Origin of the sequence: Dyella sp., assembly GCF_036746095.1 — a bacterium.
Classification (GTDB): Bacteria; Pseudomonadota; Gammaproteobacteria; order Xanthomonadales; family Rhodanobacteraceae; genus Dyella_B.
The window spans coordinates 1-15960 of sequence record NZ_DAIOEU010000086.1; the positions used below are offsets into that span (position 1 = coordinate 1).

The 15960-nt window shown below is 62.3% G+C and carries 14 protein-coding genes; 3 read left to right on the plus strand and 11 right to left on the minus strand.

Annotated features, from left to right (window positions below; translation table 11 throughout):
* Positions 1-1386 (minus strand): phosphoenolpyruvate carboxykinase (GTP) (locus tag V7M64_RS20950; protein ID WP_333681981.1); only part of this gene is annotated, 1386 nt, incomplete at its 3' end.
* 178 nt (positions 1387-1564) lie between these two features.
* Complete coding sequence (locus V7M64_RS20955; protein ID WP_333681999.1) at positions 1565-2143, minus strand: helix-turn-helix domain-containing protein; 579 nt, start codon at positions 2141-2143, stop codon at positions 1565-1567.
* 120 nt (positions 2144-2263) lie between these two features.
* On the opposite strand from V7M64_RS20955, the gene V7M64_RS20960 reads away from it, so the two are divergent.
* The 3 genes from V7M64_RS20960 to V7M64_RS20970 all read left to right on the plus strand — a co-directional run bounded on the left by V7M64_RS20960 (position 2264) and on the right by V7M64_RS20970 (position 6207).
* Positions 2264-3136: an alpha/beta hydrolase gene (locus V7M64_RS20960; protein ID WP_333681982.1), complete on the plus strand. Its 873-nt coding sequence runs from the start codon at positions 2264-2266 to the stop codon at positions 3134-3136.
* Between the two features lie 23 nt (positions 3137-3159).
* Positions 3160-5628, plus strand: coding sequence for an acyl-CoA dehydrogenase (locus V7M64_RS20965; RefSeq protein WP_333681983.1), 2469 nt, complete (start codon positions 3160-3162; stop codon positions 5626-5628).
* Positions 5629-5733: 105 nt separating this feature from the next.
* A complete protein-coding gene (locus V7M64_RS20970; RefSeq protein ID WP_333681985.1) occupies positions 5734-6207 on the plus strand; it encodes a hotdog fold domain-containing protein in 474 nt (157 codons plus the stop codon).
* On the opposite strand, the gene V7M64_RS20975 is transcribed toward V7M64_RS20970, so the two are convergent.
* The 9 genes from V7M64_RS20975 to V7M64_RS21015 form a co-directional block, all read right to left on the minus strand.
* Positions 6173-7108, minus strand: a complete 936-nt coding sequence (locus V7M64_RS20975) for a type II CAAX endopeptidase family protein (RefSeq protein WP_333681987.1) — start codon at positions 7106-7108, stop codon at positions 6173-6175. The two genes, V7M64_RS20970 and V7M64_RS20975, sit on opposite strands and share 35 nt — an antisense overlap.
* A 98-nt stretch (positions 7109-7206) precedes the next feature.
* Positions 7207-8205 carry a diguanylate cyclase gene (locus tag V7M64_RS20980; RefSeq protein WP_333681988.1) on the minus strand — a complete coding sequence of 333 codons (999 nt, stop codon included), beginning with the start codon at positions 8203-8205 and terminating at the stop codon, positions 7207-7209.
* A complete protein-coding gene (locus V7M64_RS20985) occupies positions 8202-8768 on the minus strand; it encodes a chemotaxis protein CheB (RefSeq protein ID WP_333681989.1) in 567 nt (188 codons plus the stop codon). The genes V7M64_RS20980 and V7M64_RS20985 overlap by 4 nt, the downstream gene beginning before the upstream one ends.
* Positions 8765-9610, minus strand: coding sequence for a protein-glutamate O-methyltransferase CheR (locus V7M64_RS20990; RefSeq protein WP_333681990.1), 846 nt, complete (start codon positions 9608-9610; stop codon positions 8765-8767). The genes V7M64_RS20985 and V7M64_RS20990 overlap by 4 nt, the downstream gene beginning before the upstream one ends.
* A gap of 19 nt (positions 9611-9629) precedes the next feature.
* Positions 9630-13283, minus strand: coding sequence for a response regulator (locus tag V7M64_RS20995; protein ID WP_333681992.1), 3654 nt, complete (start codon positions 13281-13283; stop codon positions 9630-9632).
* A 146-nt stretch (positions 13284-13429) separates the two neighbouring features.
* Entirely contained in the window at positions 13430-15031 is a 1602-nt protein-coding gene (locus tag V7M64_RS21000) for a peptide chain release factor 3 (protein ID WP_333681994.1), read from the minus strand.
* A 132-nt stretch (positions 15032-15163) separates the two neighbouring features.
* A complete protein-coding gene (locus V7M64_RS21005) occupies positions 15164-15472 on the minus strand; it encodes a type II toxin-antitoxin system RelE/ParE family toxin (protein WP_333681995.1) in 309 nt (102 codons plus the stop codon).
* Entirely contained in the window at positions 15460-15717 is a 258-nt protein-coding gene (locus V7M64_RS21010) for a type II toxin-antitoxin system Phd/YefM family antitoxin (RefSeq protein WP_333681997.1), read from the minus strand. The genes V7M64_RS21005 and V7M64_RS21010 overlap by 13 nt, the downstream gene beginning before the upstream one ends.
* 115 nt (positions 15718-15832) lie before the next feature.
* The coding region (locus V7M64_RS21015) for a hypothetical protein (protein ID WP_333682001.1) at positions 15833-15960 on the minus strand (128 nt) is incomplete at its 5' end.

Sequence of the window (15960 nt, forward strand, 5' to 3'; positions counted from 1 at the left end):
GTCGAACGACAGCCAGTGCTTGAAGTAGTCGCCGTAGTGGTAGCCGCAGAACGGCTTCATCGCCATCGAATCACGGCGCAGCACGCCCACGGCGCCGGTCGCTGCAGCCGTTGTTTCCGAACCCATCGCAGCGCCCATCAGCACGCCGTGCGTCCAGTCCTGCGCTTCCATCACCAGCGGCAGCAGCGACGGGCGGCGTCCACCGAACACGATGGCGCTGATCGGCACGCCTTGCGCATCTTCCGCCTTCGGCGACCAGGTCGGGCATTGTTTGGCGCTGACGGTGAAACGTGAGTTCGGATGCGCGGCGGGGCCGTTGGCCGGATCGTACGGACGGCCCTGCCAATCGGTCACCGGCGTGCCCGGCAGGCCTTCCCACCATGGCTGGTTGTCGGCGGTCACGGCGACGTTGGTAAAGATGGTGTCGTGCGAGATCGAGGTCAGCGCGTTGGGATTGCTGTTCATGCTGGTGCCCGGCGCCACGCCGAAGAACCCGGCCTCAGGGTTGATCGCGTAGAGACGGCCGTCTTCGCCAGGACGCATCCAGCAAATGTCATCGCCGATGGTCCACACGCGCCAGCCGTTCTTGCGATAACCCTCCGGCGGAATCAGCATCGCCAGGTTCGTTTTGCCGCAAGCGGAAGGGAAGGCGGCGGCGATGTAATGTGTCTGGCCCTGCGGGCTCTCGATGCCGACGATCAGCATGTGCTCGGCCAGCCAGCCTTCGCGCCGTGCCTGGAAACTGCCGAGGCGCAATGCGTGGCATTTCTTGCCAAGCAGCGCATTGCCGCCGTAGCCGGAGCCGTACGACTTGATCGCCAGCTCTTCCGGGAAATGCATGATGAAGCGGCGTTCCGGATCGAGCTCTCCGGTGGAGTGCAGGCCCTTTACGAAATGGCCTTCGCGCTCGATGCGCGCCAATGCTGCCGCACCCATGCGCGTCATCGTGCGCATGTTGGCCACCACGTAGGGACTATCGGTGATTTCCACGCCGCAACGCGAAAGCGGCGAGCCGATCGGCCCCATGCAATACGGAATCACGTACATGGTGCGGCCTTCCATGCAGCCTTCGAACAGCGCATCGATCTTGGCATGCGCCTCGGCCGGCGCCATCCAGTGATTGTTCGGGCCTGCATCTTCTTCGTGCTCGGTGCACACGAAGGTTAGGTGCTCCACGCGTGCTACGTCCGACGGGTTGGAGCGATGCAGGTAACAACCCGGATGAGTCTGTTGATTCAGTTCGATGAGATCGCCGGTCTGCAACATCTGCTGTACCAGCGCGTGATATTCGGCGTCCGAACCATCGCACCAGTGGATCTTTGCCGGGCGAGTTTTAGCTGCCACGTCGTTGACCCATTGCGCGAGCGCCATGAGCTTGCTCGTCATGCTTTCCTCACTTTTGGTATGCCCATAAAAGATAGGCGCGACGCTAAGTTACGAGTACTGGCATGACAAGGTGTGGTGCAGCATAAGTATGACTAAATGGAAGCCACGCACGCAAGGACGTAGAAGCGGCGTGTACCGCTGCTACAGGCATCAAACTCGGTTTCGGTTCGCGATTTGCTTACGAAGGAATCAGCGTGGCGATCATGTGCTCGACGTACGCGTCGAACTCTTCGTGGTTCAACCTCGGCAGGCCGAGCGTGAAGTTCAGCTGGAGAAAGCCGACATAGGCAGCATAGGTAAGACGTGCGCGGTTGAGCGCTTCACCAGCTTCCATGCCTGCTTCGGTGTAGGCCGTGTGAAGAAATTCCGTGCGGCGCTTGGAGACCCGCGCCATCACCGGCACTACCAAGGGATGATCCAATGCCTTCAACAGCGCCGCGTAGACGCGGTGCGGATGCAGTTCGTGCGCGACACGGCGGAACAATTCCGGCAGGCGTTCACGCGGGTCGGGTATTGCCTCGATCTGGCCGATGATTTCGCGTTCGCCGTATTGTTCCCAGCGTTCCAGCGCGGCTTGCAGCAAGGCTTCGCGCGTACGGAAATGCCAATAGAAGCTGCCCTTGGTAACGCCCAGCTGACGGGCCAGCGCTTCAACGGCCAGTGCTCCCACGCCTTGTTCGGCGATCAGGTTGAGGGCGGCGTCTTCCCAGTCTTCGGCGGAAAGGCGCGTACGTTCGGGTTTCTGGCGGACATTCATTCCCGTATGGTAGCCCATGCCGGCTCCAAACTGGTGCGGCTGAAACCCGCGCTGTGGTGGGAATTGGCCGATCTGGCGGCGGGTTGACGGCGCCCGGGCACGCCTCCCATACTCGTGCGTATGGATTCCAGCCGAGCCAGCCCAACCGCCTTCAATACCGCCGACGGCCTGACCTTGGCCGTGGACGTGCGCCATGCGACGGGCAAGCCGACGCTGTTGTTTGCCCATGGCTTCGGCCAGACCCGTGGAGCCTGGAATGCGGTTGCTGCAGCGATGGCGGCGCGCGGTTGCCGTTGCGTGAGCTTCGACAGCCGTGGCCACGGTGAAAGCGGCCGCATGCCGGGCGGCGACTATCACATGCAGTGCTTCGTCGATGACTTGCTGGCGTTGGCGCACGCTCAACCTGAGCCACCGATCCTGGTCGGCGCATCGATGGGCGGATTGCTGGGCCTGGTCGCTGCCGGCGAGGTGCGGCCGTCGCCGTTCCGCGCGCTGGTGCTGGTGGATATCACACCGCGCTGGGAAACGGCCGGGGTGGAACGCATCCTCGCCTTCATGCAAGCGCATCCGGACGGCTTCGCCAGCTATGCGGAAGCGGCGGAGCGGATTGCTGCCTACCTGCCGCAGCGTCGCGAACGCAAAAGCGAGCAGCAATTGCGTCCCCTGCTACGCGAAGGCACCGATGGACGCCTGCGCTGGCACTGGGATCCGGCGTTGCTCAGCGGTGATCTGATCAGCGAAAGCGAACGCTATCAGCCACGCCTGTTCGCAGCCGCCGCAAAGGTCGGCGTGCCGGTACTGCTGTTGTCGGGCGAGCGCAGCGACGTCGTATCGCAGCATACCGTTGAAGAATTCCTCGCCCTGGCGCCGCATGCACGACATAGGCAGGTGCCGGGCGCGACCCATATGTTGGCCGGCGATGCCAATGACGCATTCACCGCCGCCATCGCCGGTTTTATCGAAGACCTGGAATCCGCCGTGGATGCGGCGTAGTTCATTGCCATGAGGTGTTGCATATGTCTGTCCTACTGACCGTGTTGGCCGCGCTGATAGCGACCGGCGCCTGCGCTTACCATCGCAGCAGCCTGCGCAGCTGGGCGATCGCTACGATCGTCACCACGCTCGTCGTGGGCCTGCTGGCGCGCGCGCCGATCACGATGGTGGTGTTGCTGATCATTGAATTGGCAATTGCGCTGCCGTTGTTGAATATCGGCTTTCGCCGCAAGCAGATCAGCGCGCCGCTGCTGAAGGTCTTCGCGAAAGTGACGCCGAAGCTTTCCGATACCGAGCAGACCGCGCTGGAAGCCGGCACGGTCGGTTTCGAGGGCGAGCTGTTCTCCGGCAAGCCGGACTGGCACGAATTGCTCAAGCAGCCCAGGCCCGAGTTGAGCGTGGAAGAAAAAGCCTATCTCGACGGTCCGGTCGAACAACTGTGCGGCATGCTCGACGACTGGCAGATCACGCACGAATTGGGCGACCTGCCGCCGGAAGTATGGGACTTCATCAAGAAACACAAATTCTTCGGCATGATCATTCCGAAGCAATACGGCGGCCTGGGCTTCTCCGCGCTGGCGCACTCGGCGGTGTTGCAGAAACTGGCCACCATGTCGGCCACGGTGGCGTCGACGGTAGCCGTGCCGAACTCGCTGGGCCCGGCCGAATTGCTGCTGCACTACGGCAGCGATGAGCAGAAAAATTACTACCTGCCGCGCCTTGCTGTCGGCGAAGAAATTCCATGCTTCGCGCTCACCGGCCCGTATGCCGGCTCGGATGCAACGTCGATTCCGGACTACGGCGTGGTCTGCAAACAGGTCGTCGACGGTGCCGAAACGATCGGCATGCGGTTGAACTTCGACAAGCGTTACATCACCCTCGCCCCGATCGCCACCGTAGTGGGCTTGGCTTTCCGCTTGTACGACCCGGAACATCTGCTCGGCGACAAGGAAGACCTCGGCATCACGCTCGCGCTGCTGCCGCGTAGCACGCCGGGCCTGGAAATCGGCCGTCGCCATTTCCCATTGAACATTCCGTTCCAGAATGGGCCGGTGCGCGGCAAGGATGTGTTCGCGCCGATGTCCACGCTGATCGGCGGCCCGCATATGGCCGGCCATGGCTGGCGCATGCTGGTTGAATGCCTGTCGGTGGGCCGCGCGATTTCACTGCCCTCCAACGCGACGGGTGGCGTGCGCATGGCGGTGGCAGGCACCGGCGCCTACGCGCGCATGCGCAAGCAGTTCGGATTGGCGGTGGCGCGTTTCGAAGGCGTGGAAGAAGCGCTGGCGCGTATCGGTGGGCTTACCTATGCAACGGCCGCGCTGTCGCGCGCCACGGCGGCCGCGGTGGATCGTGGCGAGAAACCGGCCGTGCCTTCCGCCATCGCCAAGTACCACGCGACCGAATGGGGTCGCACCATCGCCGGCGATGCGATGGACGTGCACGGCGGCAAGGCCGTGCAGCTCGGCCCCAAAAACTATGCGGGGCGTGCATGGCAGGGCGTGCCGATCGCGATCACGGTGGAGGGCGCGAACATCATGACGCGCAGCCTGATGATCTTCGGCCAAGGCGCCATCCGCTGCCATCCATATGTGCTGAAGGAAATGCAGGCACTCTCGATCGGCGACTACGGCGAGCGCCTGAAGGCGTTCGACCGCGCTCTGTTTGGACATCTTGGCTTCGGGATTTCCAACGCGGTGCGCAGCTTCGTGCTCGGCCTCACCGGTGCGCGCATCGGCGATGCGGCAGGCGATGCCTATGTGCGCCGCTACTATCGCAAGCTCAACCGCTACTCGGCCGCCTTGGCGCTGTGTGCCGATACATTCATGGGCGTGCTGGGCGGCAAGCTGAAGTTCAAGGAAAAGCTCTCCGCGCGGCTGGGCGACGTGTTGAGCTATCTCTACATCGCCAGCGCCATGCTGAAGCGTTACGAGGATACCGGCCGCCCGGAAGCGGATCGCCCGTTGCTGGCCTGGGCCTTCCACGAATGCATGTGGCGCACGCAGATGGCGCTGGATGGGGCGATCCGCAATTTCCCCGTGCGTCCGGTGTCCTGGCTGTTGCGGGTGCTGGTGTTTCCCTTTGGCCGCCGTGAAGTGCCGCCGTCGGATCGCCTGGGCCGCCGCGTTGCCGCGATCATTACCGCGCCGGGTGAAGCGCGTGACCGCTTGCTGGAGTGGACGTATCTCACGCCCACCTCCAACAACACCGTCGGCCGCATGAACCAGCTGCTGCCCGAAGTCATTGCCGCCGAACCGGTCGAGCGCAAATTGCTCAAGGCGCAGAAGGCCGGCCAGTTCACCGCGCACGATTATCTCGGCCAGTTGGACGAAGCGGTCAAGGCTGGTGTCATCGATGCCGCCGAGGCCGCCTTGCTCAAGCGCGTGCGCGAAGGTGTGTTCGAGTTCATCTCGGTGGATGATTTCGATCCGGCGGAATTGCGTTCGGCGATCACGCGCAAGGATGCAAAGAAGCTGGCCGATGCGGCATGAATCTGTAGGTGGGGTGAGGCGTAGCCGAACCCCATTCTTTGCCGCAAGGGGCGGGATGGCTTTCATGGCAACCTATGCGTTCATCATCGAAACAGGGGGAGTCATTTGAGCGCATCATTACTGTCCTTGTATCAGCGCATCAGCGGCTGGCCATGCGGCCACTGGCTGTTCTCCCGGGCCGTCTGCCTGCGCGCGCCTTACTTCGCCACCATCGCGCCGCTGTTTATCGCCCTGGAGCCAGGGCGTTGTGAAGTGCGCCTTCGCGACCGCCGTCGCGTGCATAACCATATCGGCACCGTGCATGCCATCGCGCTTTGCAATCTTGCCGAACTGAGTGCCGGCGTGATGGCGGAAGTCACCATTCCCGGAAATATGCGCTGGATTCCCAAGGGCATGAGCGTGGAATACCTGAGCAGGGCCAAAGGCAGCATGCACGCGGTCGCCACGCCGCAGGCACCGCTTGGGGAGGTTCATGCGGGCAGAGAATGGCCGGTACGCGTGGAAATCACGGATCCATCGGGCACGCCGGTATTCCGCGCATGCATCACGATGTGGGTGTCGCCTCGTAAACCGCGCTGACACGACGCGACCAGGACGGCCGCACGATGCTCTTGCGCCGCAGGGCGATCATCAGCAATACCACCGACACCGACGTGCATACGGCCAACGCAACGACTGAGGCTTCCGCGCCGAATATGCCGCCGCTCAACCAGTCCGGCCCGGTACGGGTCGATTGCAGCAAGCCTTTCACATCGCCTCCCGAAACCGGAATGCCATAGATCGTGCCCTGCGTGATGTTCCACGCGGCATGCAGGCCGATGCACGCCCAGAGCGTTCGCGTGACATGGAAAACCAGGGCCAGCAGAATGCCCGCCTCGATCGCGATGGCTGCGGAACTCCACAGCGTCGCCCCCGGATTGAAGATATGCGCGCCGCCAAAAAATAAGGCAGAGATCGCCAGCGCCCACCAGGTGCCCAGTCCCTCCTCGATAAGGCGGAACAACACGCCGCGCGTAATGATTTCTTCGCCGATGCCTGCGCTGACGCCGGCCACCAACACCTCAGGCAACCAGTTCACGTGCGCATTGACGCCCAGCACGTGATAGCTGCCGCATAGCCACAGCACCCCTACCACCGTGCTGAAGATCAAAAAACCGCCGGCAAACCATGCCAAACCGTAAGTGGGCAGTGCGCGCAAGGACAGTTCGCGCGGCGATCGCCGCTCGACGCCGCAGACCAGTACCAGGTAGCCGATCACGGAGGACGAAAGCTCGACGGACAAAATGTCCAGCGCGCGTTGCATCGGCGTCACCGTCTTGCCAAACCAGCCCAGCGATGCCAGCACGCCATGGACCGCATAGCCGATTGCAAAGGCCACCGCGGCAAAGATGACGATGCGTGCAAGCGGCGAATAGATCAGCCAGCGTTGCCATGCGGGTGCGAGTGGTGGCGTGCGAAACGCGAGTTGGTCGGACACCATGATTTCCCCTGTGAGTAGGTTGGCGTAGCGTCACCCTATGATGCGCCTGGACCGTATCAGGTTTATACGACGCCAACCCATACTGCTCATTCGCGGCATCAGACTGACGCCAGTACGCAACCGTTCTTGCCATTTTCCTTGACCTGGTAAAGCGCGCGATCGGCTGCCTGGATCAGCGCCTCGTCCGTGTCGATCGTCGCGTTCCACAAGGCGATGCCGATGCTGGCGCTCACATGGGCCAGAAACGCGCCGTGTTCGCCTTGCAAGGGATAAGGCTGCGCCAGCACCTTGCAAATGTTCTGGCAGCGCTGCAACAGCGGCTCGATCTGCTCCGCGCCCTGGAAGATCAATGCGAACTCATCGCCGCCCAGACGCGCCGCGGTATCGTCCGCGCGCACCTGGCCCACCAGCCGCGATGAAATCGCCTGCAACAGCGCATCGCCCGCCGGATGGCCGTAGGTATCGTTCACCGCCTTGAAACCGTCGATATCGACCAGCGCCAGGGCAAACGGAACGCCATGCAGCATGCTGTACTGCACGGCCGAGCGCAGGCGCTCGTGGAACAGCATGCGGTTGGGCAGCCCCGTCAGCATGTCGTGCGTTGCCTGGTGCCGCACTTGCGCCTCCACGCGCTGGCGCTCGGCGATCTCGGCCTGCAATTGCTGGTTGCGCGCCGACAGTTGCTCAAGCGTCTGCTGCAGTTGCATGCGCGCGTTGTGCAGTTCCAGGAAGACACGCACTTTGGAGGTGAGGATGACGTCGTTGATCGGCTTGGCGATGTAATCGACCGCACCGGAGCGGTAGCCCTTGAGGCGGTTGATGTCGTCGGAGTACGCCGCGGTAACGAAAATCACCGGGGTATCGCGCAGTTGTTCGGTTTCGCCGAGCAGGCTTGCTACTTCGAAGCCATCCATGTCCGGCATGTTCACGTCCAGCAGGATCAACGCGAAATGTTGATCCAGGCAACGCGACAACGCTTCGTTGCCGCTGCTCGCCTCCACCAGTTCGGCGCCGCAGTCGGCCAGCAGGTGGCGCATGGCAATGAGGTTTGCACGCGTGTCGTCGACAACCAGGATCTTTGGGATGTGTGTGTTCATGCCAGGCAGAGTTGGTTGAGCAGTGGGGCGATATCTGACAGGGGCAGGCAGTAATCCGCACCGGCCGCATCCAGCGCCGCCTGCGGCATGGCCGGGGCTTCGGCATCGGCGGGAGCTTGCACCACCGCCATGCCTCCGAGCTGCCGAATGCGTCGCAATCCGGCGGCACCGTCGGCGTTGGCGCCGGTCAGGATCACGCCAACCAGGGATTGGCGCCATGCTTCGGCGGCGGAATGAAACAGCACGTCGATGGACGGCCGCGCATAGTTCACGCGCGCATCGGCAGACAGCGCGAATTGCATATCGCGTTCCACCAGCAGGTGATAGCCCGCCGGCGCCAGGTACACCACGCCTTGGCACACCGGCTCGCGTTCGACGGCATCGCGTACGGGCAGCGTTGACGCGCGACCGAGCACGTCGCCCAGAATGTCCATGGTGTCGGAACGGTGGCAGCACACCACGATGGCTTGCTGCAACCTGGCATCGAGGCCGCCGAGCAGGGTCATGAGCCCGTCCACGCCGCCTGCCGAACAACCGATCGCGATAGCGGTGGGCGCGTTCATTCGACAAGATCGTCCAGGTGGCTGGCAAGCCGGTAAATGCGCTCCGGCTCGATGAAGGGTACGAAGGCTTGCGACACCGGTGACCGGTCCATGTTTTCGCGGGCGCCCAGGCATAGAAAGCCCGCTCGTACCAGGCTGTCCCGGAACAGCGAGAGGGCGCGGTTCTGTAGCGAGTTGGAAAAATAGATCAGCACGTTGCGGCAGAGGATCAGGTGCGCCTCGCAGAATACGCCGTCGGTCGCCAGGTTGTGCACGGCAAAGGTAACGTTTTTGCGCAGACGCTGATTGAGCTTGAGCAGCTTGTAGCCGGCGCTGCAGTAGTCGGCCAATGAGCGTTTGCCGCCGGCGGCCTGGTAGTTGCGCGACCACTGCTGCGCCTCCTGCGCCGGATAGATGCCTTCGCTGGCGCGCTGCAAAGATCGGTCGCTGAGATCGGTGGCGAAGATCTGCGTGCGTTCGTACAGCCCCGCCTCCTCCAGCAGGATGGCCAGCGAATACACCTCTTGCCCATGCGCACAGCCGGCCTGCCAGATGTTGATGTGCGGATAGGACGCCAGCAACGGAAACACCTGCTCGCGCAGCGCCCTGAACATGGCCGGATCGCGAAACATGTCCGACATGGGCACGGTAAGGCCTTCCAGCACGCGCGGCAGCAATTCCGGCTCGTGTAGCATGCGGTTGGTCAGGGCGGTGAGGGTCTTGCAGTCGAGCTGGTTGGCCAGCAGATGCGTGCGGCGCTTGAGCGAGGCGGGCGCATACTGGCTGAAATCGTAGCCATGCCGCTTCTGCAGCGCCTGCACGAACAGGTCCATCTCGATGCGTTCCAGCTCGGAAGCGTCCATGATTGCTTGGGTCTGCCGGTCAGTCGCGCAACCACATGCGCATCAGCGAGGCGAGCTTGTCCACGTCGATGGGCTTGGACATGTAGTCGTTGGCGCCTGCCTCCAGGCAGCGCTCGCGATCGCCGCGCATGGCCTTGGCCGTCAACGCGATGATCGGCAGGCCGGCAAGGCCCGGGTGGGCGCGAATCGCGCGGGTCGCTTCGTAGCCGTCCATGCCGGGCATCATGATGTCCATCAGCACTAGCTCCACCTGCGGGTTTTCGGCCAGTACCTGCAAGGCTTTCTGGCCATCTTGCGCCATGTTCACCTGCATGCCCCAGTCACGCAGCACCTTGGATAGCGCAAACAGGTTGCGCATGTCGTCGTCCACCAGCAGCACGTGATGATCGCGCAAGCCGTCATGGCTGGGCGCGAGGCCGGGGCTGTCATGCGCGTGCTTGGTGTCGCGGATGCTGTGCAGGAACAGGCTTACTTCATCCAGCAACCGCTCCGGCGAACGGGCACCCTTGATGACGATGCTGTCGGTGTACTGGCGAATACGCAGATTCTCCTCGCGGCTCAGCTCACGGCCGGAATACACCACCACCGGCGGAATGCTGCCGCCGGCGGCGAGTTTTTCGAGCAGGTCGATGCCGGACATGCCGGGCAGGGTGAGATCGAGCACGATGCAGTCGTACGCGGTGCCGGCGATTTTTTCCAGTGCCTCCTCGCCGCTGCCGGCGTCGTCGACTTCCACGTCATCATCCAGGCTGAGCAAGTCGTGCACGGCGCTACGGGCGGAGGCGTCGTCGTCGATGACCAGCACGTGGCGCATCCGGCCCTTGGCGAAATGCAGCAATCGTTCGAACGCCTGGTTGATTGCTTCCCGCGTTACTGGCTTGGTGAGGAAGCCCACGGCACCCAGCTCGCGCCCGCGGCTGGCGTCGTCGGTGGCGGTAAGGAAGTGCACGGGAATGTGGCGGGTGGCCGGATCGGCTTTCAATCGCTCGATGACCGTCCAGCCGTCCATGCCCGGCAGCATGACGTCGAGCAGGATGCCGATCGGATGATAGCGGCGCGCCAGCTCCAGCCCGGCTTCGCCGTGCGGGGCGTGCAGCATGCGGTGGCCTTTTTGCCGCACCATGTCGGCGAGAATGCGCGCAAAGGCCGGATCATCCTCCACGATCAGGATCACGCTGTCGCCCGGTTCGATGCGGTCGCGATCGTCCTGCATGCCTTCGGCCGGCAGCATGGCGCGCGTTACCGGCCGTGGCGCCCCCGGATGGCTCGCCACGGGAATGGGCGGCTTGGCGCTAGCCGGCGTGCTGACGCTGTGTTCCGGCAGCAGCAAGATGAATTCGCTGCCCTGGCCGACTTCGCTGCGCAGCAGGATATCGCCTCCCAGCAAGGCCGCCATGCGGCGCGAAATGCTCAAGCCCAGGCCGGTGCCCCCGAATTGCCGGCTGGTGCTGCTATCGGCCTGCTCGAATGCGTTGAAGATGCGCTCCAGCTTGTCGGCAGCCACGCCAATACCGGTGTCTTTCACGCTGATTGCCAACATGGGCTGGCCTTGCAGCGAATCCGGTATCGACAGCGCGTTGCCCGGTCTGCCGACATGCACGCGAACGCTGCCTTGCTGGGTGAACTTGAAGGCGTTGCCCAGCAGGTTATTGGCAATCTGCTCCAGGCGCGTGGGATCGGTGTGGATGATCTCCGGCAAACCTTCGTCGAGCGTCACCTGGTAATCGAGTTTTTTCTCGCGCGCCACGTGATCGAAATTGCGGCGCAGGCTGCGGAGCAAGCCCTGCAGCGGGTAATCGACCAGCGACAGCTCCATCTTGCCGGCTTCGATCTTGGACAGATCGAGAATGTCATTGATCAGGCGCAGCAGGCCCGACCCCGCGTCGTGGATGATGCGTGCCGATTCCACTTCCTCGCCGTCCAGGTGGCCTTCGCGGTTGTCGGCCAGGCTGCGCGACAGGATCAGCAGGCTGTTCAGTGGCGTGCGCAGCTCATGCGACATGTTGGCGAGGAATTCGCTCTTGTACTGGCTGGCGCGCGCCAGTTCCTCGGCCTTCTGTTCGGTGTCCCGCTGCAGTTCTTCCACCTGTTGTTTCTGCTGGCGCAGCGAGTCGGTCATCAGGCGCAACTCTTCGTTGGAGGCCTGCAGTTCGTCCGCCTGCACGCGCAGTTCTTCCTCCGAAGCGAGCAGGCGCTGGGATTGTTCTTCCAGTTCGATCGTCTTGGCCTGCAACGTATCGTTGGCGGCACGTAATGCTTCCTGTTGCTGGCGCATGGTGACGGAAGAAATGCGCAGTTCATCGGTTTGCTCGCGCGTCTGCTCCAGCAGTTGCTCGGTATTGACGGCGCGATTGAGGTTTTCCAGCGTCAGCGCCGCCAGCGGCAGCAGTTCTTCGAGCAATTGTTCGTTATGGGCCGTGGGTGCGGCGAAGCCGCCGAATTCCAGTACACCCACCAGCTGGCTGCGCACGAGCAACGGCAGGATGGTGAGATGGCGCGGCACCGCCGAACCGCTGCCCGAATCGATGCGGAAATAATTGGCTGGAACCTCCTCCTGCACGATGGGCTGCCGGGATGCCGCGCATTGCCCCACCAGGCCTTCGCCAGGAATGTAGGCGTCCGGGCTGTTCTGCATGCGCAAACCATAACTGCCAAGCAGATCCAGCCGCTGGCGTGACGCGTCGAAACCATAAAACAAGGCCACGCCGGCGTTGATCAAGGGCGCCAGCTGCGTGACCAGCCGCTCCGCGAAGTCGCGATGGTTGGTGGCCGATTGCAGGCTGGTGGAAATGGCCGCCGCGTGGCTCTTCAGCTGCGACTGCAGATGCGACTCGATCATCATCTGCTTGAACACCTGCAAGGCGCGCGAGATCTCGCCGATCTCGTCGCGCCGTTCGATGCCGCGGATCTGGATGTTGTGATTGTGACTGGCGAGCTTGGTCATCGATTCGCCCAGGCGGCGAATCGGGCGCGCCACCATGCGCGTGGTTAGCGAGATCACGATTAAGCCAAGCGTGAACTCAATCAGCGTACTGGCGATGTTGAGATAAATCGAGTTATTGATCTGGCTATCCGCGTTGCGTGTGCGCCGGTCGAGCAATTGCCGTTCCGCGGAGACCATGTCGTCCAGCGTCGCCATGTAGTCGTCGACGCGTACGCTGCGATGGGCCAGGTAGTTCTCGCGGATAGGCGCTATCTGCGCAGCCGTTTGTGGATCGCCGAACTTGATGGCGGACAGAGGTGCGAAGACCAGGTCTTGCAGCTCTCGGTCCCACTGCAAGGCCAGTTGCTTGATCCGGTCGATGCGCGATTGCTGCAGCGGGTTGTCCTGCGTCTGCTTTTGCAGTTCGGCAAGCTGGGCGAGGAACTTGGCATCGTCATCCTTGACGTGCTGGAGTTCCTTTGGATCCTGGATGAGCAGCAATCCGCGCAACGCGACCTGCCCGGACAGAGCCGTGCGCTGCAGCTGCCCGATCTGCTGGATTACCTGATAAGTGTGTTCTACCCATTGCCGCGTTTCCGATTGCCGATGCTCCGCGGCGATGTCGGTCACGTTGTCGGCGATAAAGACGACCAGCAGCAGTCCTATCGCCAGGATGATCTTGTAGCGAATGGGCAGGTGCGCCAGCCAGCCATACTTCCTAGGAGTCGGCGTCACATTGGAGCTGACCATGCGTAATCCCGCTGAGATGACAGTTGGATATGCCGCGCACCCCTGGATGAGGTTGCGGTCCCCTTGCACGCAGATTAGCGAGATGCACGGCCGGGCGGTACTGCCCGGCAACGTGACGGTGGCGTGAAGAAAATTTCCGGCCGTGCTCAGACGTCGACGGACGCGGCGTGTTCGCGGGTAGCGGAGAAGCGCACGGCCGGCGAGCGTTCCTGCGTCAGTTGCAGGTTCACGCGGGAGGGAGCGAGGTAGACCAGTTCGCCAGCCGCATCGATGGCCAGGTTCATGATGTTTTTCTCGCGGAATTCTTCCAGCTTCTTCGCGTCGTCGCAGTGAATCCAGCGGGCGGTGACCACGCCGACCTGCTCGAAGCTGGCGTCCACGCCATATTCGTCCTTCAGGCGATACGCCACCACGTCGAACTGCAGCACGCCGACCGCGCCCAGTATCAAGTCATTACTCATCAACGGACGGAAGAACTGCGTGGCGCCTTCCTCCGACAATTGTGCAAGGCCCTTCTGCAACGCTTTCATCTTCAGCGGATCGCGCAGGCGTGCGCGGCGGAACAGTTCCGGTGCGAAGTTGGGGATGCCGGTGAAACTGATCGCTTCGCCTTCGGTGAAGGTGTCGCCGATGCTGATGGTGCCGTGGTTGTGCAAGCCGATCACGTCACCAGGATAGGCGCTCTCCACGATCTCGCGATCGCTTGCCATGAAGGTGAGCGCGTTGGCGATGCGCACTTCCTTGCTGGTGCGCGTCTGGATCATCCTCATGCCGGCGGTATAAGTGCCCGAGCAGATGCGCATGAAGGCGACGCGGTCGCGATGCGCCGGATCCATGTTGGCCTGGATCTTGAACACGAAGCCGGTGAGCTTTTCTTCTTCCGGGGTTACCTGGCGCGAGAGCGTGGCGCGCTGGCGCGGCGAAGGCGCGTGTTCCACGAAGAAATCCAGCAGCAATTGCACACCGAAATTGTTCACGGCAGAGCCGAAGAACACTGGCGTGAGTTTGCCGGCGCGATATTGCTCCAGATCGAACGGATGCGATGCGCCCTGGATTAGCTCCAGTTCCTCGCGCAGTTCCTTCAAGGCTTCCGTACCGATCGCTGCTTCCACGCCTGGCGCATCGAGGCCCTTGAAAATGGTCGAATCCTGGCGCGTGAAATTCTTGCCTTGCTCGAACACGTGCACTTCATCGAGCAGCAGGTGATAAACGCCCTTCAGGCGCTTGCCCATGCCGATCGGCCAGGTCAGCGGCGCGCAAGCGACACCGAGCACGGACTCCACCTCATCCAGCAATTCGATCGGCGAACGGCCTTCGCGATCGAGCTTGTTGATGAAGGTCATGATCGGCGTGTCGCGCAGGCGGCACACTTCCATCAGCTTGATCGTTCGCTCCTCCACGCCCTTGGCGCAGTCGATCACCATCAGCGCCGAGTCCACCGCGGTCAGCACGCGATAGGTGTCTTCGGAGAAGTCCGCGTGGCCGGGCGTGTCCAGCAGGTTGACGATCTTGCCCTCGTACGGGAACTGCATCACCGACGAGGTCACCGAAATGCCGCGCTCCTTTTCCAGTGCCATCCAGTCGGAGGTGGCATGGCGCGCCGCCTTGCGGCCCTTTACCGAGCCGGCCATCTGGATCGCGCCACCGAACAGCAGCAGCTTTTCCGTCAGCGTGGTCTTGCCCGCGTCGGGATGGCTGATGATGGCGAAGGTGCGGCGGCGGTGGGTTTCTTGCAGGTGGGTTGACATGGGTGGGCAGCAACGGATGCGAACCAAGCATTATAGCTTGGACTGGGGCATGGGCTGGATTGACAATCGCGGGCCAGGGTGCAACCCCTGGCATCGCCATGTGTGCGCATTGCGACATTGGGGTTTGCATTTCTATATGTCCCGCTCATGCGAATGGCCCGGACGCAGCCGCTTTTCGCTGCGTATGACATAGAGGATAAAGACACGGTCGCCGTCGATGCGATAGAAAATACGGCACGGAGGCTCAATGACTTGCCGGTAACGCCATCCCTTCAGCTCCTGCGGCCTCGATCCGCTCTCGGGATGGTTGGCGAGCTGCTCCACATGCGTGAAAACACGCTGTACGAGGTTGTTCGCCGCGAGCGGGTTTTCGAGCGCTATGTAATCGGCGATTTCATCAAATTCGCTGAGCGCGGGATCAGTCCAGATTACTTGAGCCATCGTTTCAGGCGTTCCTTTGCCTGTTCATGTGTGAGCGTACGACCTTCTTCCAGAGCGCGTTCTCCACGCGCAATACCTTCCAGCAGCTTCATGCGCCGTTGCATGGCCTCGAAGGATTCGACGTCAACGAGATAAGCACTGGGCAAACCGTGCTGTGTAATCAGTATCGGCTCGCGGTCGCGCTCCAAATCGGCCAACAATTCTGTGGCTTGCCGTTTGAGCGTGGTGACTAATTCGGTGCGCATGGAAGTGATACTAAAGTGTCACTTTGCCGGTGGCAACTGCGAGCTGGTCTCAGCCATAAAAAAGCCCAGGAGTTTGCTCCTGGGCCTTTTTGCTTTCCGGTGCGGATACGAAAGCTTACTTCGCTTCCTTCTCCATCAACTTCGCCACCATGCTCGCCGGCACTTCTTCGTAATGATCGAAGATCATCGTGAAGGTGCCGCGGCCGCTGGTGGCCGAGCGCAGGAAGTTGATGTAGCCGAACA

What these genes read in the sequence shown, in the direction of transcription:
- V7M64_RS20995 (WP_333681992.1), bottom strand. Translation starts at nt 13,283, where the DNA reads ATGGTCAGCTCCAATGTGACGCCGACTCCTAGGAAGTATGGCTGGCTG.
- V7M64_RS21005 (WP_333681995.1), bottom strand. Translation starts at nt 15,472, where the DNA reads ATGGCTCAAGTAATCTGGACTGATCCCGCGCTCAGCGAATTTGATGAA.
- V7M64_RS21010 (WP_333681997.1), bottom strand. Translation starts at nt 15,717, where the DNA reads ATGCGCACCGAATTAGTCACCACGCTCAAACGGCAAGCCACAGAATTG.
- V7M64_RS21000 (WP_333681994.1), bottom strand. Translation starts at nt 15,031, where the DNA reads ATGTCAACCCACCTGCAAGAAACCCACCGCCGCCGCACCTTCGCCATC.
- V7M64_RS20990 (WP_333681990.1), bottom strand. Translation starts at nt 9,610, where the DNA reads ATGGACGCTTCCGAGCTGGAACGCATCGAGATGGACCTGTTCGTGCAG.
- V7M64_RS20985 (WP_333681989.1), bottom strand. Translation starts at nt 8,768, where the DNA reads ATGAACGCGCCCACCGCTATCGCGATCGGTTGTTCGGCAGGCGGCGTG.
- V7M64_RS20955 (WP_333681999.1), bottom strand. Translation starts at nt 2,143, where the DNA reads ATGAATGTCCGCCAGAAACCCGAACGTACGCGCCTTTCCGCCGAAGAC.
- V7M64_RS20975 (WP_333681987.1), bottom strand. Translation starts at nt 7,108, where the DNA reads ATGGTGTCCGACCAACTCGCGTTTCGCACGCCACCACTCGCACCCGCA.
- V7M64_RS20965 (WP_333681983.1), top strand. Translation starts at nt 3,160, where the DNA reads ATGTCTGTCCTACTGACCGTGTTGGCCGCGCTGATAGCGACCGGCGCC.
- V7M64_RS20960 (WP_333681982.1), top strand. Translation starts at nt 2,264, where the DNA reads ATGGATTCCAGCCGAGCCAGCCCAACCGCCTTCAATACCGCCGACGGC.
- V7M64_RS20980 (WP_333681988.1), bottom strand. Translation starts at nt 8,205, where the DNA reads ATGAACACACACATCCCAAAGATCCTGGTTGTCGACGACACGCGTGCA.